21 protein-coding genes are annotated in these 21,517 nt (G+C 68.5%); 19 read left to right on the forward strand and 2 right to left on the reverse strand.

What is annotated here, in order from left to right; all coding sequences use genetic code 11:
* Positions 1-2 precede the first annotated feature (2 nt).
* From IB273_RS15215 to IB273_RS15295, 17 genes are all read left to right on the forward strand, one after another.
* Entirely contained in the window at positions 3-350 is a 348-nt protein-coding gene (locus IB273_RS15215) for a Rieske (2Fe-2S) protein (RefSeq protein ID WP_081518485.1), read from the forward strand.
* Positions 351-490: 140 nt separating this feature from the next.
* Positions 491-1,615: an FAD-dependent oxidoreductase gene (locus IB273_RS15220; RefSeq protein ID WP_192224415.1), complete on the forward strand. Its 1,125-nt coding sequence runs from the start codon at positions 491-493 to the stop codon at positions 1,613-1,615.
* Between the two features lie 99 nt (positions 1,616-1,714).
* A complete protein-coding gene (locus IB273_RS15225) occupies positions 1,715-3,385 on the forward strand; it encodes a DUF1302 domain-containing protein (protein WP_081518483.1) in 1,671 nt (556 codons plus the stop codon).
* Between the two features lie 14 nt (positions 3,386-3,399).
* Positions 3,400-4,767 (forward strand): DUF1329 domain-containing protein, encoded by a 1,368-nt coding sequence (locus IB273_RS15230; RefSeq protein ID WP_192224416.1) that lies wholly within the window; start codon positions 3,400-3,402, stop codon positions 4,765-4,767.
* Between the two features lie 158 nt (positions 4,768-4,925).
* A complete protein-coding gene (locus IB273_RS15235; RefSeq protein ID WP_192224417.1) occupies positions 4,926-5,987 on the forward strand; it encodes a WD40/YVTN/BNR-like repeat-containing protein in 1,062 nt (353 codons plus the stop codon).
* Between the two features lie 3 nt (positions 5,988-5,990).
* Positions 5,991-8,477, forward strand: a complete 2,487-nt coding sequence (locus IB273_RS15240; RefSeq protein WP_192224418.1) for an efflux RND transporter permease subunit — start codon at positions 5,991-5,993, stop codon at positions 8,475-8,477.
* Positions 8,478-8,596: 119 nt separating this feature from the next.
* A complete protein-coding gene (locus IB273_RS15245) occupies positions 8,597-9,781 on the forward strand; it encodes an MFS transporter (RefSeq protein ID WP_151187597.1) in 1,185 nt (394 codons plus the stop codon).
* A gap of 28 nt (positions 9,782-9,809) precedes the next feature.
* Entirely contained in the window at positions 9,810-10,874 is a 1,065-nt protein-coding gene (locus IB273_RS15250; protein WP_151187596.1) for an aromatic ring-hydroxylating dioxygenase subunit alpha, read from the forward strand.
* Positions 10,867-11,820 carry a PDR/VanB family oxidoreductase gene (locus IB273_RS15255; protein WP_192224419.1) on the forward strand — a complete coding sequence of 318 codons (954 nt, stop codon included), beginning with the start codon at positions 10,867-10,869 and terminating at the stop codon, positions 11,818-11,820. The genes IB273_RS15250 and IB273_RS15255 overlap by 8 nt, the downstream gene beginning before the upstream one ends.
* A 10-nt stretch (positions 11,821-11,830) precedes the next feature.
* Entirely contained in the window at positions 11,831-12,895 is a 1,065-nt protein-coding gene (locus IB273_RS15260; RefSeq protein ID WP_192224420.1) for an aromatic ring-hydroxylating dioxygenase subunit alpha, read from the forward strand.
* On the forward strand, positions 12,892-13,665 hold the full coding sequence (locus IB273_RS15265; RefSeq protein WP_192224421.1) for an SDR family NAD(P)-dependent oxidoreductase: 774 nt from the start codon (positions 12,892-12,894) through the stop codon (positions 13,663-13,665). The genes IB273_RS15260 and IB273_RS15265 overlap by 4 nt, the downstream gene beginning before the upstream one ends.
* An 11-nt stretch (positions 13,666-13,676) precedes the next feature.
* Complete coding sequence (locus IB273_RS15270) at positions 13,677-14,249, forward strand: cupin domain-containing protein (RefSeq protein ID WP_192224422.1); 573 nt, start codon at positions 13,677-13,679, stop codon at positions 14,247-14,249.
* Positions 14,246-15,238, forward strand: coding sequence for a fumarylacetoacetate hydrolase family protein (locus tag IB273_RS15275; protein ID WP_192224423.1), 993 nt, complete (start codon positions 14,246-14,248; stop codon positions 15,236-15,238). Before IB273_RS15270 ends, IB273_RS15275 begins: the two co-directional genes overlap by 4 nt.
* Positions 15,229-16,212, forward strand: coding sequence for an NAD-dependent epimerase/dehydratase family protein (locus IB273_RS15280; RefSeq protein ID WP_192224424.1), 984 nt, complete (start codon positions 15,229-15,231; stop codon positions 16,210-16,212). The genes IB273_RS15275 and IB273_RS15280 overlap by 10 nt, the downstream gene beginning before the upstream one ends.
* Positions 16,209-17,009: a cyclase family protein gene (locus IB273_RS15285; protein ID WP_081518472.1), complete on the forward strand. Its 801-nt coding sequence runs from the start codon at positions 16,209-16,211 to the stop codon at positions 17,007-17,009. Before IB273_RS15280 ends, IB273_RS15285 begins: the two co-directional genes overlap by 4 nt.
* Before the next feature lie 85 nt (positions 17,010-17,094).
* Positions 17,095-17,439 (forward strand): cupin domain-containing protein, encoded by a 345-nt coding sequence (locus IB273_RS15290; RefSeq protein WP_192224425.1) that lies wholly within the window; start codon positions 17,095-17,097, stop codon positions 17,437-17,439.
* 99 nt (positions 17,440-17,538) lie between these two features.
* Positions 17,539-18,201, forward strand: coding sequence for a VIT1/CCC1 transporter family protein (locus IB273_RS15295; protein WP_081518470.1), 663 nt, complete (start codon positions 17,539-17,541; stop codon positions 18,199-18,201).
* 80 nt (positions 18,202-18,281) lie between these two features.
* Here IB273_RS15295 and IB273_RS15300 read toward each other — a convergent pair whose 3' ends face one another.
* A complete protein-coding gene (locus IB273_RS15300) occupies positions 18,282-18,932 on the reverse strand; it encodes an HAD family hydrolase (protein ID WP_174824597.1) in 651 nt (216 codons plus the stop codon).
* 151 nt (positions 18,933-19,083) lie between these two features.
* A complete protein-coding gene (locus IB273_RS15305; RefSeq protein WP_081518469.1) occupies positions 19,084-19,983 on the reverse strand; it encodes a LysR family transcriptional regulator in 900 nt (299 codons plus the stop codon).
* Positions 19,984-20,122: 139 nt separating this feature from the next.
* On the opposite strand from IB273_RS15305, the gene IB273_RS15310 reads away from it, so the two are divergent.
* Together IB273_RS15310 and IB273_RS15315 are read left to right on the forward strand one after the other, a co-directional pair.
* Positions 20,123-20,776 carry an NADPH-dependent F420 reductase gene (locus IB273_RS15310; protein ID WP_192224426.1) on the forward strand — a complete coding sequence of 218 codons (654 nt, stop codon included), beginning with the start codon at positions 20,123-20,125 and terminating at the stop codon, positions 20,774-20,776.
* A 79-nt stretch (positions 20,777-20,855) separates the two neighbouring features.
* Complete coding sequence (locus IB273_RS15315) at positions 20,856-21,500, forward strand: DUF998 domain-containing protein (RefSeq protein WP_192224527.1); 645 nt, start codon at positions 20,856-20,858, stop codon at positions 21,498-21,500.
* Positions 21,501-21,517 lie beyond the last annotated feature (17 nt).

The raw sequence follows: 21,517 nt of genomic DNA on the forward strand, positions 1-21,517 counted from the left end.
CCGTGGATTGCGTGGCGCTGTGCCGGCTCGACGAGCTGGGCGAGGGGCAGTCGCGCGGCTTCGACCCGCAGGGCAGGGGAGCGGACAGCCTGTTCGCTCTCCGTCACCAGGGTCGGGTGCGTGTGTACCGCAACCTCTGCCCGCACCTGTCGGTGCCGCTGGAGTACCGCAAGGACCGCTTCCTCAGCGCCGATGGCCAGTGGGTCATCTGCTACGCCCACGGCGCGCGCTTCCGCCCGGAGGACGGCGCCTGCGTGCACGGCCCCTGTCGCGGGGACGTGCTGCCGGCGCTGCAACACCGCGAGGCCGACGGCTGGCTGCTATTGCCGCTGGCGCAACTGGACGCCTGAGGTATCGCGCCGCGCGATAGGTCGCATCCGCGGACTCGATTAGTCAAATCCCGGCCCCGCCGGGAAGCTGTGCCACGGGCACGCAGAACGGCCGCCGCGCAGAACGTGGCGGACAACAAGAACAAGACGTGAGAGATGCCATGAATACTGTGAGCAATGTGCTGATCGTGGGCGGCGGGATTGGCGGGCTGTGCGCCGCCATCGCCCTGCGCCGCAAGGGAGTCGCGGTCGATCTGGTCGAGCTGAAGACCGAGTGGACGGTCTACGGCGTCGGTATCATCCAGCAGAGCAACGTGGTGCGCGAGATGCACCGCCTCGGCCTGCTCGACGCCTACCTGGATGCGGCCTACGCCTTCGAGGACGTGGCCATCTACACCACCGGCGGGCAGCAGCTGGCGCGCATTCCCGGCCAGCGCCTGGCCGGCCCGCAGTACCCGGCCAACGTCGGCATTTCCCGTCGTGCGCTGCACAAGGTGCTGAGCGAGACCGCCATCGAACTGGGCACCCAGGTGCGCCTGGGCACGTCGGTGGAAAGCCTCGAACAGGACGCCAGCGGCGTCGACGTGCTGTTCAGCGACGGCAGCCAGGGCCGCTACGCGCTGGTGGTGGGCGCCGATGGCCTGTTCTCCAGGGTGCGCGGCCTGCTCTTCGGCGATAAGTACCAGCCGCGCTTCACCGGCCAGTCGGTCTGGCGCCACAACTTCCCCCGCGCCGCCGGCATCGATCACCTGGCGAACTACCAGGGCCCGTCGGGCAACGCCGGCCTGGTGCCGCTGGCCGACGACCTGATGTACCTCTTCACCACCTCCCACGAGCCGGGCAACCCCTGGATGGACCCGGCCAGCCTGGCCGACGGCCTGCGCCAGCGCCTGGCCGGTTTCGGCGGGCTGATCGGCGAGCTGCGCGAGCAGATCGGCGACAGCATCGAGGTCGTCTACAAGCCGCTGGAAGCCGTGTTCGTCGATGAGCCCTGGTACCGCGGCCGCGTGCTGCTGATCGGCGACGCCGCCCACGCCACCACGCCGCACCTGGGCCAGGGCGCCGGCATGGCCATCGAGGATGCCGTGGTGCTGGCCGAGGAACTCACCGCCGGCGGCGAGCTGGAAGACCAGCTGCAGCGCTTCATGGGCCGGCGCTTCGAGCGCTGCAGGTTCATCAGCGAGATGTCCCTGCTGGCCGGCGAGAAGGAAATCCAGCGCGACCCGTCCTTCGACCGCATCGGCCTGGTCAAGCAGATGCTGGAGGTCACCTCCCGCCCCATCTGATCTCTCCGCCCGGCGCGCCCTGCCTTGATGGCGCGCCATGGCCCGGGTCACCCACAACCGCCAACACCGACGCACAAGAACAAGAAAGAGGAAACCCCGATGTTGACTCGCACGCGTGCAACCGCGCGGCCGCTGCCGCCGCTCAAGCCCATCACCCTGGCGCTCCTTGCGCTGGCCGCCAGCCACGCCCAGGCCTTCGAATTCGACACCGGCAACCCCGACCTGCGGGCGCGCTGGGACAACACCCTGAAGTACAGCGCCGCCTGGCGCACCCAGGATGCCAGCAGCAAGCTCACCGAAGGCCAGACCGCGCTGAACCTGGACGACGGCGACCGCAACTTCGACAAGGGCCTGATCTCCAACCGCCTGGATCTGCTCTCCGAGCTGGACATCACCTACGGCGATGTCGGTGCGCGGATCAGCGGCGCGGCCTGGTACGACGACGTCTACAACCGCGGCACCGACAACAACGATCCGAGCCGCGCCAACAGCTACTCGGTGGACTACGACGAGTTCACCGACGACACCCGCACCCTCCACGGGCGCAAGGGCGAACTGCTGGATGCCTTCGTCTTCGGCAAGACCGAGATCGGCGAGATGCCGGTGTCCGGGCGCCTGGGCCGCTACGCCATGCAGTGGGGCGAGAGCCTGTTCTACGGCATGAACGGCATCGCCGGCGGCATGGCGCCGATCGACGTGGTCAAGGGCCTGTCGGTGCCCAATACCCAGTTCAAGGAACTGATCCGCCCGGTGCAGCAGGTCTCCGGCCAGCTGCAGCTGACCCCGGATGTGTCGCTGGGCGCCTACTACCAGTTCGAGTGGGAAGCCAACCGCCTGCCCGCCGCCGGCAGCTACTTCTCCAACGACGACTTCTTCGGCGACGGCGGCGAGCGCATGTTCATCGGCGCGCCGGTGATGCCCGGCGGCCAGCCGCTGGCCTTCTACCGTGGCAACGACAAAGAGGCCAAGGACTCGGGGCAGGGCGGCGTGCAGTTGCGCTGGCGCACCGAGACGGTGGACTGGGGCGTCTACGCCATCCGCTTCCACGACAAGAGCCCGCAGCTCAACGTGCGCCCGGACTTCGCCAGCCTCAATCCGGTGACCGGCAAGGCCGGCGAGTTCTACTGGGTCTACCCCGAAGGCATCGAGGCACTGGGTGCGAGCTTCTCCACCACCCTGGGCAACTTCAACGTGGCCGGCGAGCTGTCCACCCGCTGGAACCAGCCGCTGGCCTCCACCAGCCAGCATGCGCTGGCGGTGGGCGAGGCGATCGACAACGACGACGACCCGGTCTACGCCACCGGCCGTACCTTGCACGCCAACTTCTCCTGGCTGGCGAGCCTGGAGCCGAACTTCGTCGCTGCCGAGTCGAGCTTCCTCGGCGAGATCGCCTGGAACCGGGTGATGAGCGTGAGCCAGAACGCCGATGCGGTCGACCCCAACGCCGACCGCGACGCCACCAGCCTGCGCCTGGTGTTCGAACCGATGTACCGGCAGATCTACCCCGGCCTCGACCTCTCGGTGCCCATCGGCGCGAGCTACACCAATGGCGCCTCCGAGGCGCTGGGCACCGGCTTCGGCACCGACCACGGCGGCGACCTGAACATCGGCCTGAAGGGCAACTACCTCAACACCTGGAGCCTGGGCCTGACCTACACGCACTACTACGGCCCGGAGAACACCTTCCTCGACGCCGACAACCACTACACCTTCGAACAGTCGCTGAAAGACCGCGACTTCATCGCCTTCACCGTCAGCCGCACGTTCTGACCGAGGACTGCCCGATGAAACACAACAAGAAAGTCGTTTCCCTGCTCACCGCTTTGAGTGCCTCCCTGCTGTTTGCCCATGGCGCCTTTGGCGCGGTGTCCGCCGAGGAGGCGGGCAGGCTGAAGACCACCCTGACCCCGCTGGGCGGCGAACGCGCCGGCAATGCCGACGGCAGCATCCCGGCCTGGACCGGCGGCTACACCCAGGTCGACCCGGCCTACAAGGACGGCGGCAAGCGCGGCGATCCCTTCGCCAGCGAAAAGCCGCAGCTGACCATCACCGCGCAGAACATGGCGCAGTACGCCGACAAGCTGACCCCCGGCATCCAGGCGATGCTGAAGAAGTACCCGGACAGCTACCGCCTGGAGGTCTACCCGACCCACCGCAGCGCCGCCGCGCCGCAGTCGGTGTACGACGCCACCTTCGCCAACGCCACCAGCGGCAAGCTGGTGGAGGGCCCCGCCGGGCCGATGCCCGAAGGCGCCGCCGGAGGGATTCCGTTCCCGATCCCGGGCAACGGCGTGGAGGCCATCTGGAACCACCTGCTGCGCTGGCGCGGGGCCTCCTGGCACTCGAACTTCAACCAGTACCTGACCACCGCCGACGGCAAGCACGTGCTGACCAACGACTCGCGCGGTGATTTCCAGATGCCCTGGTACCTGCCCGGCGGCAGCGGCGAGAAGGGCGTGTTCTGGTCCATCCGCATGATCAACGACGGCCCGCCGCTGCGCGCCGGCGAGGCCATCACCGGCCTTGAGAACCTCAACGCCGACAAGGCTGCCGTGTGGACCTACCTGCCCGGCCAGCGCCGCGTGCGCCGCCTGCCCAACGCCTGCTGCGATACACCGACGCCGGCCACCGCCGGGGTCATGAGCTTCGACGAGCTGTACGTGTTCAACGGCCGCGTCGACCGCTTCGACTGGAAGCTGGTGGGCAAGAAGGAGATGTACATCCCCTACAACGCCAACAAGGTCTTCACCGCCGCCAGTGCCGAATCGATGCTCGACGCGCACCACCTGAAGTCCGACGCCATCCGCTGGGAACTGCACCGCGTCTGGGTGGTGGAAGCGACGCTCAAGGACGGCCAGCGCCATGTGATGCCGAAGAGCACCTACTACCTGGACGAGGACACCTGGGCCGCCGTGCTCGGCGAGCGCTACGACGCCCGCAACCAGCTGGCCAAAGTGGTCTGGACCTCGCCGGTGGTGATGCCCGACCTGCCCGGCGTGGTGACCCTCACCAACGGCTTCTACGACCTGCTCTCCGGGGCCTGGTTCGCCGGCGACCTGTTCGCCGGCAAGAGCGAGCAGTACCGCATCGTGCCGCCCTACAAGGACTCGGTGTTCACCGCCGACGCCATGGCGGGTGAGGGCGTGCGCTGATCGTCCGCGGGCAGGCCCGACGTCTCGGGCTTCGCCCAGCTGCGGGAACCCTGTAGGAGCGGGCCATGCCCACGATTCGCGAGCATGGCTCGCTCCTACAGGGAGCTCCGTAGCGAAACCGTTGTACCGATTACAAGAAAAAAGAAAGGTTGCGTGCGATGAAGAAGAGTCTCTCCGCCTGGCTGCTGGCAGCCTGTTGCGCGGTGCCCGCGGCGTTTGCCGGTGGCAGCGTGGATGTCCTGGCGCAGCCCGCCGTGCATGGCCCGCAGGCCCTGCGCGCGGTGCTGCAGGATGTGGCCCGCGCTGGCGAGCGTCTGGTGGCAGTGGGGGAGCGTGGCGTGGTGCTGCTCTCCGACGATAACGGCACTACCTGGCGCCAGGCCACGGCGGTGCCGGTGAGCGCCGGCCTGACTGCCGTACAGTTCATCGATGCGCAGAGTGGCTGGGCCATCGGCCACGCCGGCGTGGTGCTGCACAGCGAGGACGGCGGCGAGCACTGGACCCTGCAACTCGACGGCAAGCGTGGCGCTGCCCTGGAGCAGCAGGCCGCCGAGGCTTCCGGAGACGCTGCGCGCGTCGCCGCTGCGCAAAGGTTGGTGGCCGACGGCGCCGACAAACCGCTGCTGGCGCTGAGCTTCGCCGATACCCGCCACGGCCTGGTGGTCGGCGCATACGGCGTGGCCCTGAGCACTGCCGATGGCGGTCGCAGCTGGCAGTCCGAGATGGGCCGGCTGCCGAACCAGCGCGGTCTTCACCTGTACGCCCTGGCCCGCGCCGGCAGTGACCTGTACGTCGCCGGCGAGCAAGGCCTGTTGCTGCGTTCGCGCGATGACGGCGCCCACTTCGATGCCCTGCAAAGCCCCTACGACGGCAGCTACTTCGCCGCCGCCGTGCTGCCCGGAGGGCGCCTGCTGGTGGGCGGCCTGCGCGGCACCCTGCTGGCTTCCGATGATGCCGGCGAAAGCTCCCAGCCGCTGGCCAATCCGATCCCCGCATCGCTCAACGGAATCCGCGTGGCGGGCGGGCAACTGCTGCTCGCCAACCAGGCTGGGATGCTGCTGCGCAGCGGCCTGGACGCTTTCGCCGTGCAGCCGCTGCCGGTCACCGACGGCCTGCCGCTGACTGCCGCGATCACCGCCGCCGATGGCGCCATCGTCGCTGTCGGCATGGCCGGTGCACGCCGCCTGGCACCTTCTTCCCAACCCCTTCGCGCGGACTGAGCCATGCACGCCACGACTTCCCCTGCGCCGTCCAGCGGCCGCCTCGACGACTTCGACAGTGCTTCCGGCTCGCTGCTGGAACACGCGCTGTTCAACCACCGCGCACTGGTCCTGCTGCTGTGCCTGGCGGCGACCCTGCTGCTGGGCTGGCAGGCCGCCCGCCTGACGCTCAACGCCAGCTTCGAGAAGATGATTCCGCGCGAGCACCCCTTCATCCACAACTACCTGGAGCACCGCCAGGAGCTGGCCGGGCTGGGTAACGCCGTGCGCATCGCCGTGGCCAATCCGCGCGGTAGCATCTACGACAAGGACTACCTGCACAGCCTGCAGCAGCTCAACGATGCGGTGTATCTGCTGCCCGGCGTCGACCGTGCGGCGATGAAGTCGCTGTGGACACCCTCGACCCGCTGGACCGGTGTGACCGAGGACGGCCTCGAAGGCGGCCCGGTGATCCCTGATGGCTACGATGGCGGTGCCGCGAAACTTGAAGAGCTCAAGCGCAACGTCGAGCGCTCCAACGAGATCGGCCAGCTGGTGGCCTTCGACCAGCGTTCGAGCATCGTCTACGTGCCGCTGCTGGAGAAGACTCCGGACGGCCAGGCGCTGGACTACACGGCCTTCGCCCATGAGCTGGAAAGCCTGCGCGCGCGCTTCCAGGGGCAGGGCGTGGACATCCACATCACCGGTTTCGCCAAGGTGGTGGGCGACCTGATCGACGGGCTGAAGCAGATCCTGCTGTTCTTCGCCGCCGCCATCGCCATCACCGCCGCGGTGCTCTATTGGTACACCCGCTGCGTGCGCAGCACCGCGCTGGTGGTGATCTGCTCGCTGGTGGCGGTGGTCTGGCAGCTCGGCCTGCTGCCGCTGCTGGGCTACGAGCTGGACCCGTACTCGGTGCTGGTGCCGTTCCTGGTGTTCGCCATCGGCATGAGCCACGGCGCGCAGAAGATGAACGGCATCATGCAGGACATCGGCCGTGGCATGCATCGCCTGGTGGCGGCGCGCTTCACCTTCCGCCGGCTGTTCCTCGCCGGGCTCACCGCGCTGCTGTGCGACGCCGTGGGTTTCGCCGTGCTGATGATCATCCGTATCCAGGTGATCCAGGACCTGGCGGTGATCGCCAGCCTGGGCGTGGCGGTGCTGATCTTCACCAACCTGATCCTGCTGCCGGTGCTGCTCTCCTACGTGGGCGTCAGCGCCCGCGCGGCGCGGCGCAGCCTGCGTGCCGAGGAGGCCGAGGCGAGCGGGGCGGACAAGCACGCCATGTGGCGCTTCCTCGACCTGTTCACCCGTCGCCGCTGGGCCGCCGCATGCATCGCCGTGGCCGCCCTGATGGCCGCTGGAGGCTATGCCGTGAGCCTGCACCTGAAGGTCGGCGACCTCGACGCCGGCGCCCCCGAGCTGCGCCCGGACTCGCGCTACAACCGCGACAACGCCTTCGTCACCCGGCACTACGGCGCCAGCAGCGATGTCTTCGCGGTGATGGTGCAGACCCCGGCCGGCGCCTGCTCGGCCTACGACACCCTCAAGCGTGTCGATGACCTCGACTGGCAACTGCGCGGCCTGCCGGGCGTGGACTCGACCAACTCGCTGGCGTTGCTCAACCGCCGGGTGCTGGTCGGCCTCTCCGAGGGCAGCCCGAAGTGGTACGAACTGGTGAACAACCAGGCGACCCTGAACATGGTCACCGCCAACGCCCCGCGCGGGCTGTACAACGACGACTGCAGCCTGCTGACGCTCTACGCCTACCTCACCGACCACAAGGCCGACACCCTGGCGCGGGTGGTCGATAGCGTGCAGGCCTTTGCCCACGACAACGACAGTGAGCAGGCGAAGTTCCTCCTCGCTGCCGGCAGCGCCGGCATCGAAGCAGCCACCAACCAGGTGGTGAAACAGGCCAACCGCGACATGCTCTGGTGGGTCTACGGCGCGGTGATCCTGCTCTGCCTGGTGACCTTCCGCTCCTGGCGCGCGGTGCTCTGCGCGGTGCTGCCGCTGGTGCTGACTTCGATCCTCTGCGAGGCGCTGATGGTGGCCCTGGGCATCGGCGTGAAGGTCGCGACCCTGCCGGTGATCGCCCTGGGCGTGGGCATCGGCGTGGACTACGCGCTCTACGTCATGAGCATCGTGCTGGCGCAGCTGCGCCAGGGCGCCAGCCTGTCCGAGGCGTATTACCGTGCGCTGCTGTTCACCGGCAAGGTGGTGATGCTCACCGGCGTGACCCTGGCCATCGGCGTCGGCACCTGGATCTTCTCGCCCATCAAGTTCCAGGCCGACATGGGCGTGCTGCTGGCCTTCATGTTCGTCTGGAACATGGTCGGCGCGCTGATCCTGCTGCCGGCGCTGGCGTATTTCCTCCTGCCGCAGCGCCAGGCACGGGTGGAGGCGCAACCCACCGTGGCGGCGCACCACCTGCAGGAAGTCCACCACGACCGCGACTGCTGCCAGCAGCACGCCGCTACGCCCCTGGCTTGCAGCCAGGCGCGCTGAGTCCACACAACGAAAACAAGAGGACGACCCCATGCCCTGCCTGAAGACCCTGTGGCGCGAGCTGCGCGCCGGCCTGATCCAGTACGGCGCCACTCATTGCCTGCTGGTGGAGGTGCCCCATGAGCGCTGATCGCCGTGCTGGCAGCGCCCAGGCCCTGTTGCTGCTGTTCGGCAGCTGCCTGCCGGTGCTTGGCGCGGTGCTCATCGCGCCGGTGCTGCCACGCATGCAGGCGCACTTCGCCGAGACTCCCGGCGCCGCCGTGCTGGTGCCGGTGGCGCTGACCCTGCCGGCGCTGGTAATCGCCTTCCTCGCGCCGCTGGCCGGGGTGCTGGCCGACCGCGTGGGACGGCGCTCGCTGCTGCTCGCCAGCATGCTGCTGTACAGCATCTGCGGCGTGCTGCCGCTGTGGCTGGATTCGCTCGGCCTGATCGTCGCCAGCCGCGCCGGCATCGGCCTGGCGGAAGCGGGGATCATGACCTGCTGCACCACGCTGATGGGCGACTACTTCGACGGCCAGCGCCGCGAGCGCCTGTTCGCCCTGCAGATGGTTGCCACCTCGCTGTCCGCCGCGCTGTTCATGGGCCTGGGCGGCGCGCTGGGGGAGAGCAGCTGGCGCACCCCGTTCGTGCTCTATGCCGTGGGCGTGCTGTGCCTGCCGCTGATGGCCGCCTTGCTCTGGGAGCCGCAGGCACGCCGCGTCGAGCATGCGCCGGCCAGCGCCTCGCGCTTCCCCTGGGCGGCGCTGGCGCCGCTGTACCTGCTCACCGGGCTGGCCGGCATCAGCCTGTTCATCGTGCCGGTGCAGGCGGGCTACCTGCTGCAACTGCTGCACGTCGACGGCCCGCAGCAGATCGGCCTGACCATGGGCGCCAACCAGCTCGGCGTGCTGGCCGGTGCGCTGACCTTCCGCCTGCTCGCCGGGTTACCGGCGCGTCGCCTGCTGGCGCTGGGCTTCGCCACGGCGGGCCTGGGAGGCGGGCTGATGGCGCTGTCGTCCAGCCATGCGCCCGTGGTCCTCGCCGTGCTGTTGAACGGGCTGGGCGTGGGCCTGCTGCTGCCGACGCTGATCACCCAGGTGATGCAGCAGGTCGGCTTCGACCAGCGCGGCCGCGCCACCGGTGGCTTCACCGCATCGATCTTCGCCGGCGAATTCGTCAGCCCGTTGCTGGTGCTGGCGCTCACCGGCGGCATCGCCACCCAGCTGCCGCATGCGCTGCTGCTGGTGGCGCTGGCCCAGCTCGCACTGGCTCCGCTGTGCCTGGTGCTGCTGGGGCGACAGATCAAGGCTCAGGCGCTGGCCTGATCACGACAACAAGAACGAGGACATGACCGTGAGCTACTTGCGCAACACCTGGTACGCCGCTGCCTGGGACACCGAGGTCGAGGCCGGGCAACTGTTCCCGCGCACCCTGCTGGACGAACCCGTGCTGCTCTACCGCGACAGCCAGGGCATCGCCCGGGCCATCGGCAACCGCTGCCCGCATCGCTTCGCACCGCTGCACATGGGCTGCCTGAAGGGCGACGAGGTGCAGTGCGCCTACCACGGCCTGCGTTTCGACAGCAGCGGCGCCTGCACCCACAACCCCCACGGCGATGGCGCCATCCCGCGGGCGGCGAAGGTCAGGGCCTATCCCCTGGTGGAGCGCCACAGCCTGCTGTGGATCTGGATGGGCGAGCCGGCGCTGGCCGACCCGCAGCGCATCCCCGACTTCAGCTGCATGGACGCCGGGCACTGGTTCGTCGGCAAGGGCTACCTGCATGCCAAAGCCAACTACGTGCTGGAAACCGACAACATCATGGACCTCAGCCACGTCGAGTTCCTGCACCCCGCGACCCTCGGCGGCGAAGGCGTGAAGAGCGCAATCACCAGCGTCGAGCAGGAGGGCGACAGCGTCTGGTCGAACCGCCAGACCGTGGCCGAGATCATGCCGGACTTCCTCTACCAGGCGATGAACATCCCCCACGGCACCCCGGTGGACCGCTGGATCGACGTGCGCTGGGACGCCCCCGCCAACATGCTGCTGTACGCCGGCGCGGTGCCCACCGGGCGGCCGCGCAGCGACGGGGTGAACAACCCGATCCCGCACCTGTTCACCCCCGAGACCGGCAAGACCACCCACTACTGGTTCGCCATGTGCTTCCCCAAAGCCATGGGCCCGATGGGCGAGCAACTGGCCCGCGAACAGGTCGAGGCGATTCGCCGGCCATTCGCCACCGAGGACCTGCCGATGCTCGAAGCGCAGCAGGAGATGATGGGCGACGCCGAGTTCTGGTCGCTCAAGCCGGTGCTGCTGGTCGGCGATGCTGGTGCGATCCGTGCCCGACGCGTGCTCGACCGGCTGATCGCCGAAGAGCGCACGGCTGCCGAAGTGGCGAAGGAGGCCGGCCATGCTTGAGGTCCTCGTCAGCCGCCGCCAGCACGAGGCGCAGGACATCCTCGGCTTCGAGCTGCGCTCGCTGGATGGCGCCAGCCTGCCGCCGTTCAGCGCCGGTTCGCATATCGACGTACACCTGCCCAACGGGCTGGTGCGCCAGTACTCGCTGTGCAACGACCCACGCGAGCACGACCGCTACCAGATCGGCGTGCTCCTCGACCCAGCTTCGCGCGGTGGTTCGCGCTGCCTGCACGAGGCGGTGGAAGAGGGCACGCGGCTGCGCATCAGCGAGCCGCGCAACCTCTTCCCGCTGGCCCACGCAGCCGGCCGCAGCCTGCTGTTCGCCGGCGGCATCGGCATCACGCCGATCCTCTGCATGGCCGAACGACTCGCGCAGAGCGGCGCCGCTTTCGAGCTGCACTACTGCTGTCGCTCGGCCGACCGCGCGGCCTTCCTCGAACGCCTGAGCCGGTCGAGCTTCGCCGACCAGGTACAACTGCATTTTGACGACGGCCCCGCCGAACAGCGCCTGGATGCCGCGAGCCTGCTGGCAGCGCCGGCGAACGACACGCACCTCTACGTCTGCGGGCCCGGCGGCTTCATGGCCCATGTGCTGGACAGTGCGCGCCAGGCCGGCTGGGACGAGTCGCGCCTGCACCGCGAGTACTTCGCGGCCGCGCCCGAGCCCGAGGCCGCCAGCGGCAGCTTCGAGGTGCAACTGGCGAGCAGTGGGCAGTGCTTCCGGATTCCGCCTGAGCGCAGCGTCGCCGACGTGCTGCTGGAGGCCGGCGTGGACATCCCGCTGTCCTGCGAACAGGGCATCTGCGGCACCTGCGTGACCCGCGTGCTGGCCGGCGAGCCGGAGCACCGCGACCTGTTCATGACCGCTGCCGAACACGCCCGTAACGACCAGTTCACGCCCTGCTGCTCGCGCTCGAAGAGCCCGCGCCTGGTACTCGATCTCTGAGGAGCCACTGATGATTCCCAGCCCCATCGCCACCTTCGACCCCGCTGCGCCCACCGGCCAGCCCGATTTCCCGCAGGACCGCTGGTACGTCGCCGGCTTCGCCTGGGAGCTCGGCGACAAGCCACTGGCGCGCACGCTGCTCGGGCAGCCGCTGGTGCTGTTCCGCACCGCTGAAGGCAGCGTCGCCGCACTGGAAGACCGTTGCTGCCACCGCGCCTTGCCGCTGTCACTCGGCACCCTCGAGCAGGACGGTCTGCGCTGCGGTTACCACGGCCTGCTGTTCGGCGCCGATGGCCGCTGCCTGGAGATTCCCGGCCAGGCCAAGGTGCCCGGCAAGGCGCTGGTGAAGGCCTTCGTCCTGCGCGAGCGGGACCAGATCCTCTGGCTCTGGCATGGCAGCGGCGCCCCCGACCGGGAGCCACCGGCCTACCCGCACCACGACAGCGGCCAGTACCGCTTCGGCGGTGACGTCTACCACTATGCGGCTCCGTGGCAGCTCATCCACGACAACCTGCTCGACCTCAGCCACCTGGGCTACGTGCACCTGCGCACCATCGGCGGCAATGCGCGCATCCACATGAACGCGCAGATGCAGGTCAGCGGCGATGAGCAGTCGGTACGGGTGGTGCGCCACATGCTCGACTCCGAGCCGCCGCCCACCTACCGCGACGCCTATCCGTTCAAGGGGCGCATCGACCGCTGGCAGGAGATCGAATTCCAGCCCTCGCACCTGTGTATCTGGACCGGCGCGGTGGACGCCGGCAGCGAGCCCATCGATACGCCCGAGCGGGGTGGCTTCCACCTGCGCGGCTTCCATGGCGTGACCCCGGAGACGAAAGAGACCTGTCACTACTTCTGGACCCAGGCGACCAATCCCCAGGCCGACCCGGAAGAGAACCTGAGCCGGGTGCTGGAGCAGACCCGCCTGACCTTCGACGAGGACAAGCAGGTGATCGAGGCGCAGTACGCCAACCTGCTCCGCTTCGGCGAGCGGCCGATGGTCGACATCCATGTCGATGCCGGCGCCAACCGCGCCCGGCGAATCATTGCCAGCCTGCTGGCGGCCCAGGCATGAGCGCGCTGTTTTCCCTGGCCGGCAAGGCTGCGCTGATCACCGGCGCCACCCGTGGCATCGGCCTGGCCATCGCCCGCGAATACGGCCGTGCCGGCGCTCGTCTGGTGATCAGCAGTGAGAGTGCCGAGGACTGTGCGCGAGCGTTGCAGTCGCTGGCGGAGGAGGGCATCGACGTGATCGCCGTCCCCGCCGACCTGCGTGACGCTCACGCCGTGCAGGCCCTGGCGCAGCAAGCTCTGGAATATCTCGGCCGGCTCGATGCGCTGGTCTGCAATGCCGGCGTCGCGCCGCACCTGGGGCCGCTCGGCACGGCCAGCGATGCCGACTGGGAGCTGACCTTCAGCGTCAACCTGCGCAGCGCGCTGTGGCTGACCAGCGCCTTGCTCCCGGCCATGGCCGAAGGTGGCGGCGGCAGCGTGGTGCTGATGGCCAGCATCGCCGGCGTGCGCGGCAACAAGAGCCTGGGCCTGTACGGGTTGTCCAAGGCCGGGCTGGCGCAGCTGGCGCGCAACCTGGCGGTGGAGTGGGGGCAGGCGAACGTCCGTGTCAACGCCATCAGCCCTGGCGTGATCCACACCGAATTCGCCCGCCCGCTCACCGACAATCCCGACGTCCTGCAGCGCCGCCTGGCGCTCACGCCGCTGCGCCGGGTCGGCCGGCCCGAGGAAGTGGCGGCCCTGGCATTGCTGCTGGCCGCTCCCGGTGGCGCCTTCATCAGCGGACAGAATCTCATCGTCGACGGTGGCACGACCATCGGTGACGGCAATTGAAAGGAGACAGCATGCAACAGCTTCCCACCTTCAAACGCGTGGTCACCGGCCACGACGGCCACGGCCAGGCGGTGGTCGCCAGCTGCGGCCCGACGCCGAACAACTTCCCGCTCAAGGCGGTGCCCGGCACGCTGTTCTACGAGGTCTGGAACAGCCTCGGCAGCCCTGCGGCGCTGGACAACGGCGACGACCCCACCGCGCAGCCGCTGCAGCTCAGCCCCGGCCCGCTGGGCAGCGTCATCCGCGTGGTGGATATCCCGCCGGACAGCGTGCAGAACCAGGTCAGCGCCGAAGACGCCGCCGCGGTCTTCGCCGAAATCGGCGAATCCCATGCCGGCACCGGCAAGGCCGACTCGAAGCACAAGCTGATGCACCGCACCCAGACCCTGGACTACGGCATCGTCACCGAAGGCGAGGTCTGGCTGGTGCTGGACGACGGCGAGGTGCAGCTCAAGCGCGGTGACATCGTGGTGCAGCGCGGCACCAATCACGCGTGGAGCAACCGCACCGAAGCAATGGCGCGGATGGTCTTCATTCTTCTCGATGGTCGTTACGCGGCCGAGTTGAAGGAGCAGCTGCCATGAAGCTTGCTACCCTCGATGACGGCAGCCGCGATGGCCGCCTGCTGGTAGTCTCCCGCGACCTGACGCGGGCGGTGGATGCCAGCGGCATCGCCGCCACCCTGCAGGCCGCTCTGGACAACTGGGAGCTGCTGGAGTCCGACTTGCAGAGGCTGTACCAGCGGCTCAACGCCAATGCCGTCGCCGGCGCCTTCGATCTCGACCCGGCGCAACTCGCCGCGCCGCTGCCACGCGCCTGGCAATGGCTGGACGGCTCCTGCTTCCTCAGCCACGGCGAGCTGATGCAGAAGGCCTTCAACCTGGAGCCCATCGAAGGCGTCGAGCGCATTCCGCTGATCTACCAGGGCGCTGGCGACGACTTCCTCGGTCCCCGCGCGGATATCCCGCTGCCCAGCGAAGCCCACGGCATCGACTTCGAAGGCGAGTTTGCCGTGCTGCTCGACGCGGTGCCCATGGGCTGCCCGGCGGAGCAGGCACTCAACCATGTGCGCCTGGTGCTGCAGCTCAACGACGTCAGCCTGCGCGCGCTGGCGCCTCGCGAGATGAAGACCGGCTTCGGCTTCCTCCAGGCCAAGCCGGCATCCAGCTTCGCCCCGGTGGCGGTGACCCCGGACGAGCTGGGCCATGCCTGGCGCGACGGTCGCGTGCACCTGCCGTTGACGGTGGAATGGAACGGCGAATGGTTCGGCCATCCCCATGGCGGCGCCATGCACTTCGGCTTCCATGAGCTGATCGCCCATGCCACCCTGACGCGGCGCCTGAGCGCCGGCACGCTGATCGGCTCGGGCACCGTGTCCAACGCCGATCGCTCGGTGGGCTCGGCCTGCATCGCCGAGCGCCGCGCCATCGAAACCATCGCCCACGGCGCACCGCGCACGGCCTTCATGCACTTCGGCGACCGCGTGCGCATGGAAGCTCGCGGCAGCGAAGGCGAGGTGCTCTTCGGCGCCATCGACCAGCGCGTGGTGCAAGGGGGCTGGCCATGCGCGTGATGGTCAGCGGGGCCAATGGCTTCGTCGGCCGCCTGCTGGTGCGTCGCCTGCTGGAAGTGGGCGAGCTGCGCGGCAGGCGGATCGGAGCCTTGCTGTTGCTGGACCAGAAACTCGACGGCCTGCCTGACGATTCGCGCCTGCGCCGGCATTACGGCAGCGTCACCGATCCGGCCCTGCTGCGCCGTGTGCTGGCCGATGGTGTCGACGTGGTATTCCACCTGGTGAGCGTGCCCGGCGGTGCCGCCGAAGCGCAGTACGAACTGGGTTACCAGGTCAATCTGCAGGCCAGCCTGGAGCTGCTGCACCAGTTGCGCAATCCCGTGCGGCCGCCGGTGCTGGTGTATGCCAGCAGCGTGGCGGTCTACGGCGGCGAGCTGCCGGCGCGGATGGACGAGGAACAGCCGGCGTCGCCGCAGCTGTCCTACGCGGCGCACAAGCGCATGGTGGAAATTGCCCTGCAGGACCTGTCCCGGCGCGGCGAAGTGGACGGGCGCGCCCTGCGCCTGCCCGGCATAGTCGCCCGGCCGCGCGAGCCCAACGGGCTGCGCTCGGCCTTCATGAGCGACCTGCTGCACGCCTGTGCGGCGGGGGACAGCTACACCTGCCCGGTGTCGCCGCAGGCCAGCGCCTGGTGGATGTCGGCCCGCTGCTGCGTGGAGAATTTGCTGCACGCCGCCGAACTCAGGGAGCCCGGCAGCCAGCGGGTGTGGCAACTGCCAGTGCTGCAGCTGTCCATCGCCCAGGTGCTTGCCGGGCTTGCCGCCTGTTTTGGCGAGGCCAACTGCGAGCGCATCGCCTTCGAACCCGATCCGCAACTGGAGGCGCTGTTCGGCGCCTATCCGCCACTGCGCACGCCGCAGGCCCGTGAGCTGGGCTTCTGCCACGACGGCACGGTGGCCGGCCTGCTGCGCAACGCCCTCGACCTCCCGCCGCGTCGCAGCCGCGCCGCCGCCCGCAAAGGAATCTCCGCATGAGCCTGAATCAACGCCGTCTGCTGGACCTGTCCGTGACCCTGGACAACAACCCCTATACCGACCCGCCGCCCCTGCTGCCGAAGATCGACTACATGGACCACCAGCAGGGCTGGCCGGAAATGGCCGCGATGTTCCCCGGCCTGCGCAAGGAAGACCTGCCCGGCGACGAGTCCTGGGCGGCGGAGCGCCTGCAGATCACCACCCACAGTGGCACCCACATGGATGCGCCGTGGCACTACGCGTCCACCACCGACGGTGGCAAACCGGCCTTCGGCATCGACGAGCTGCCGCTGGAGTGGTGCCTGCAGCCGGGGGTGAAGCTGGACTTCCGTCACTTCCCGGACGGCCATGTGGTGACTGCCGCCGAGGTCGAGGCCGAACTGGCGCGCATCGGCCATGCGCTGCAGCCGCTGGACATCGTGCTGGTGAACACCCGCGCCGGCAGCCTGTTCGGCCAGCCGGGCTACCTCGAAGCCGGCGTCGGCATGGGCCGCGAGGCAACGCTTTACCTGCTGGAGCGCGGCGTGCGGGTGGTGGGCACCGATGCCTGGAGCTGGGACGCGCCCTTCAAGTACACCCGCGAACGCTTCGCCGCCTCGGGTGACGCGTCGATCATCTGGGAAGGCCACAAGGCCGGGCGCGACATCGGCTACGGGCAGATGGAGAAGCTCGCCAACCTCGAGCAACTGCCTGACCACGGCTTCCTGGTCAGTTGCTTCCCCTACAAGATCCGCCACGCCTCCGCCGGTTTCGTGCGCGCCGTGGCGATCCTGGAGCCCCTGCCAGCCGTGGGCTGAACGACCCTTTGTCGCCTCGCTTAGAGCGGCGCCATGCAACGTCTTTACTGGCACAGAGAACCTGTCGTTCAGCGAGGCGCGCGCGATGAACAGCCAAGAGGTGGCCCCCGAGACCCGGGGCGTGACGGTGGAGCTGTTGTCCTCGGTCGACCTCGGCCCGGAGATCGAGGGCATGGCCGGCCGGCAATTGCGGATGCGCCGGGTGACCATAGCGCCCGGCGGCGTCTTCGGGCCGGTGCATGACCACGTGGACCGCCCCGGCACGGTGTTCATCCTGCAGGGCACCATCACCGACCATCGCGACGGTATCGCCACCGACTACGGACCGGGCGTCGGCTGGCCCGAGGACCACAACACCATGCACTGGCTGGAGAACCGCGGCAGCGTCCCCGCCGTGGAGATTTCGGTCGACATCGTCCGGCTGGGTTAGTCCCGGCCGGGCGCGTTGTTTCGATCACCACTTGCAAGCGCTCAGTCAATGGCATGAACGAGGGACGACGAGCCGTGCTCGCCGATCAGGAGGGCAGCGATGGACAAAGCCGAGAAGGGCACCTGGCAGCGGGTGCTGGAACCGATCGACCGCATCACCGAAGTGATCTTCGGCCTGCTGATGGCCATGACCTTCATCGGCTCGCTGAGCGTGGCGACCTCGGGGCGGGAGGAGGTGCGCACCATGCTGATCGCCGCGCTGGGCTGCAACCTCGCCTGGGGCCTGGCCGATGCCGTGATCTTCCTGATGCGCACCTGGACCGAGCGCACTCGCAGCCGCACTCTGCTGGAGCGCCTGCAGGGCGGCACCGAACCGCGCGCCGGGCAGAGCCTCATCGCCGCCGAACTGCCACCGCGCATCGCCGCGGCGGCGGGTGCGGAAGGGCTGGAAGTGCTGCGCCTGCGGATGCTGGGCAGCGCCGGCACGCCCATCGAGGCGCGGATCGGCTGGGCAGACATCAAGGGCGCGCTGGCAACCTTCCTGCTGGTGGTGCTGGCGACCTTCCCGCTGGTCATCCCCTTCCTGCTGATCGACCAGACCGGCCCGGCCATCCGCGCTTCCAATGCGGTGGCGCTGGTGATGCTGTTCATCTCCGGCTGGATGCTCGCCCGCTATTCCGGCGGTTCGCCCTGGGCGGGCGGGATTGCATTGGCGGTAGTGGGTACGGCGCTGCTGTTCGCCATCATTGCGCTGGGTGGTTGAGCCCGGTCCAGGTTGAACCCCGGTCGGGGTGAAGCGCCCAGCAGCCGCTTGTACCTGCGTCCTGCGTGGGCGCTGGTGGCTCACTGCTCCGAGGGGGCGATCGGAAGGCCGAAGGCTTTCAGGTCGTTGCGCAATTGCCGTGCGCTGGCGAACTGGATGGCCTGCAGGCCCAGGGCCTGCGCCGCCTCCACATTCTTGCGGACGTCATCGATGAATAACGTGCGGGACGGCGCAAGACCATAGCGCCGGATCAGCAGCTGGAAGATCTCCGGTTCGGGTTTCATCCAACCTTCCTGGCCGGAGACCAGTACCGCTTCGAACTTGCCGAGGAACTCGAAACGTTCTTCGGCCACCGGAAAGGTCTCCGCCGACCAGTTGGTCAGCGCCAGTAAGCGTACGCCGCTCTGGTGGAGTTCATCGAGGACCTGCACGGTGTCTTCCAGGGCACCGCCGAGCATCTCGTCCCAGCGCTCGCGGTACGCCCGGATATGCGGCTCGTGCGCAGGGTGCAGCGCGATGGCCTCGGCGATCGCTTCGGCCCAGGGCCGCCCGCGGTCCTGGCGTTCGTTCCAGGCCTGGTTGCAGACCTGGGCGAGGAAAGCCTCCATCGCCACTTCGTCGCCGTCGAAGACTTTCCGGTAGAGGTAACGCGGATTCCAATCGACCAGCACGCCGCCAAGATCGAAAACCACTGTGTCCACGCTGGTGCTGTCGTCCTGCACTGGCTGCATCTCCCGAGCTGCTGCTCATTCGCGAATGGTAGGTCTGTCCCTGACCTTATCGAACGCAGTGCTCGCGTCAACCATTGCCTGACCGCTCCCGCGGCGGTACAGCCTGACCGTCAGCTCCGCCGTTATCCTTGCGACGGCGCGAGCGTCCGCTTCAGGCCGGCCTGGCTCCCAGTTCGGCGACTACCTGGTCGACGAAACGGCGCAGCTTCGGCGGCATGCGGCGGTCGCTGGCGTAGAGCAGATGGACCTGCCGCGCCGGTGCCTGAAGGTCGGGGAACAGCTGCACCAGGCGGCCCTGCCGGAGGTCTTCGGCGAGCATCATCTCGGCGCCGAGGATGATGCCCAGGCCATCGCACGCGGCGGCGCGCTGCGCGCGGGCGTCGTTGACCTGAAGGCGGCTGCTCTGGGCCAGCAGTTGCAGGCTTTCACCCCCCAGCATCTGCCACCCCCCGGATACCGATGCAGGCCAGGCGGTAAGCCCCAGGCAGTGGTGCCCTTCGAGATCGTCGGGCGTCTGCGGAGTGCCATGCTCGGCGAGGTAGGCTGGCGCCGCGCAGGCAATCAGCCGATAGGCCGCCAATGGCCGCGCGACCAGGCTGGAGTCGTCCAGCGGTCCTATGCGAATCACAGCTTCGAAGCTCTCGTCGATCAGGTCTACCAGGCGGTCACTGAGCGACAACTCGATCTTCACGTCCGGGTGCTGGCGCAGGTAGCGGCCCAGCAGCGGCATCAGGCAGTAGGTGCCATAGGTGACCGGAGCGCTGATCCGCAATCGTCCCCGGGGGACCGCGAGATGATCCAGGGCCAGGGCATCCGCCGCCTCTGCTTCGGCCAGTACGCGTTTGCAGCTTTCATAGTAGTGCTGGCCGATCTCGGTCAGGCTCTGCCGGCGGGTGGTGCGGTTGAGCAGCTTGACGCCCAGGCGCTCCTCCAGCGCGCTGACATGCTTGCCGGCCATCTGCGAGGACATGCCCAGCGCCGCCCCGGCGGAGGAGAACGAGCCGCTGTCGGCGGCCCTGACGAACACCGCCATGCTTTGCAGTCGATCCATGATTCGCTACCTGTGGTTTCGACACTTCCAAATGAAGGCCGATATTTCAGCTGTCTGATTTCAAATAGCATCCTGGCTTCCGGTCTGGCTGGCAAGCGCGGGCCGGTTCCCACTGCACTGCAAGCAAAGGAGTCAGGCGATGCGTATCGGAATCATCGGGGCGGGGTTCATTGGCCGCGCCATGGCGGCACTTGCCGGGAAGAACGGTTGCGAGGTCATGCTCAGCAATTCACGCGGGCCGCACACGCTGGCCAGCACCGCGGCTTCCCTGGGCTGCGAGGTTGGCACCGTGGAGCAGGCGGCGAGCTTCGGCGAGCTGGTGCTGCTGGCGATTCCCTTCTGCCGCTACCCTGAATTGCCGGTGGAAGCCTTCGTCGGGAAGGTCGTGCTGGATGCCGGCAATTACTACCCGCAGCGCGACGGCCAACTCGCCGCGCTGGATGCTCGGCAAACCACCACCAGCGAAATGCTGGCGCAGCACCTGGTTGGCGCCACGGTGGTCAAGGCGTTCAACGCCATCCTCGAGCGTGATCTGGTCGCCGATGCCCGCCCGGCCGGCGCCGCCGATCGTCGGGCTCTACCCATGGCTGGTGACGACCTGCAGGCCAAGCAGGCGGTCAGCGAGTTGCATGAGCGCCTGGGCTACGACGTGGTCGATGCCGGCGCCCTGGTTGAAGGACGGCGGTTCGAGCGCGCCCGCCCGGCTTACTGCAGACGCCTGGACAGCGCCGGCCTGCGCGCCGCACTGGCCGATGAGGGCCCGGACCAGGTTGAAGGCAGCTGGCGTGATTGAACAAGGCATGCGCCGCCGGCAGGCGGTTGCATCGCGAGAGGCGGGATCGATCGCCAACATGACAAGGGAGTGCCATCGCGTGACAAACATTGACCGGAACCTTTTGCGCCTGGGGCTGCTGATTCCATGCTGGCTTTTCGTGGGGGTGGCGCTGACCTCGCTGGGCTACCCCGGCTTCAGCCACCTCGACCAGGCGATGAGTCAGCTGGGTGCAGCAGGTGCGCCGACGCAGGGCTACTCCGCGTGGGTGAACAACTTCCCGCTGGGGGTGCTGTTCGTGCTTTTCGCCGTGGGTGTCGGGCGCAGGTTCGCCGGCTCCCGCCTGGCGTTGCTCGGTGCCGCATTGATAGCACTGCACGGCCTGGCCAGTTTCGCGACCGGCTATTTCTCCTGCGACCAGGGCTGCGCGCCAGCGCAGCCTTCGACGTCCCAGCAGATCCACAACCTGGCGGGACTGGTGATGTTCTTCTCGCTGACGCTGGCCAGCGCGTTGTGGGCGTTCCTGGGCAAGCGACTGTTGTCGTCACCGGGGTTCGGTGGGTTCTCGGGGCTCTGCGTGGTGCTGGCTGTCGCGACGGTGGTGATGATGGCGAGGGCCTTCGCCGACGGGCATGGGTTCGGGCTGTATCAGCGGCTCAATTACGCCGTTTCCGTGATCTGGGTCGCCGGCCTGGCATGGGTTGCTCTTTGCGATGAGTCACGAGCGCTGGTGAGCGAGGCATGAGGGAAGGGGCAGTCCCC

The organism is Pseudomonas sp. PDM19, from assembly GCF_014852215.1.
In the GTDB taxonomy this organism is placed as follows: Bacteria; Pseudomonadota; Gammaproteobacteria; order Pseudomonadales; family Pseudomonadaceae; genus Pseudomonas.

Bases quoted from the DNA above. Each gene is read 5' to 3' on its own strand.
- IB273_RS15220 (WP_192224415.1), top strand. From the start codon at position 491: ATGAATACTGTGAGCAATGTGCTGATCGTGGGCGGCGGGATTGGCGGG.
- IB273_RS15225 (WP_081518483.1), top strand. From the start codon at position 1,715: ATGTTGACTCGCACGCGTGCAACCGCGCGGCCGCTGCCGCCGCTCAAG.
- IB273_RS15230 (WP_192224416.1), top strand. From the start codon at position 3,400: ATGAAACACAACAAGAAAGTCGTTTCCCTGCTCACCGCTTTGAGTGCC.
- IB273_RS15235 (WP_192224417.1), top strand. From the start codon at position 4,926: ATGAAGAAGAGTCTCTCCGCCTGGCTGCTGGCAGCCTGTTGCGCGGTG.
- IB273_RS15240 (WP_192224418.1), top strand. From the start codon at position 5,991: ATGCACGCCACGACTTCCCCTGCGCCGTCCAGCGGCCGCCTCGACGAC.
- IB273_RS15245 (WP_151187597.1), top strand. From the start codon at position 8,597: ATGAGCGCTGATCGCCGTGCTGGCAGCGCCCAGGCCCTGTTGCTGCTG.
- IB273_RS15255 (WP_192224419.1), top strand. From the start codon at position 10,867: ATGCTTGAGGTCCTCGTCAGCCGCCGCCAGCACGAGGCGCAGGACATC.
- IB273_RS15260 (WP_192224420.1), top strand. From the start codon at position 11,831: ATGATTCCCAGCCCCATCGCCACCTTCGACCCCGCTGCGCCCACCGGC.
- IB273_RS15265 (WP_192224421.1), top strand. From the start codon at position 12,892: ATGAGCGCGCTGTTTTCCCTGGCCGGCAAGGCTGCGCTGATCACCGGC.
- IB273_RS15270 (WP_192224422.1), top strand. From the start codon at position 13,677: ATGCAACAGCTTCCCACCTTCAAACGCGTGGTCACCGGCCACGACGGC.
- IB273_RS15275 (WP_192224423.1), top strand. From the start codon at position 14,246: ATGAAGCTTGCTACCCTCGATGACGGCAGCCGCGATGGCCGCCTGCTG.
- IB273_RS15280 (WP_192224424.1), top strand. From the start codon at position 15,229: ATGCGCGTGATGGTCAGCGGGGCCAATGGCTTCGTCGGCCGCCTGCTG.
- IB273_RS15285 (WP_081518472.1), top strand. From the start codon at position 16,209: ATGAGCCTGAATCAACGCCGTCTGCTGGACCTGTCCGTGACCCTGGAC.
- IB273_RS15290 (WP_192224425.1), top strand. From the start codon at position 17,095: ATGAACAGCCAAGAGGTGGCCCCCGAGACCCGGGGCGTGACGGTGGAG.
- IB273_RS15295 (WP_081518470.1), top strand. From the start codon at position 17,539: ATGGACAAAGCCGAGAAGGGCACCTGGCAGCGGGTGCTGGAACCGATC.
- IB273_RS15300 (WP_174824597.1), bottom strand. From the start codon at position 18,932: ATGCAGCCAGTGCAGGACGACAGCACCAGCGTGGACACAGTGGTTTTC.
- IB273_RS15305 (WP_081518469.1), bottom strand. From the start codon at position 19,983: ATGGATCGACTGCAAAGCATGGCGGTGTTCGTCAGGGCCGCCGACAGC.
- IB273_RS15310 (WP_192224426.1), top strand. From the start codon at position 20,123: ATGCGTATCGGAATCATCGGGGCGGGGTTCATTGGCCGCGCCATGGCG.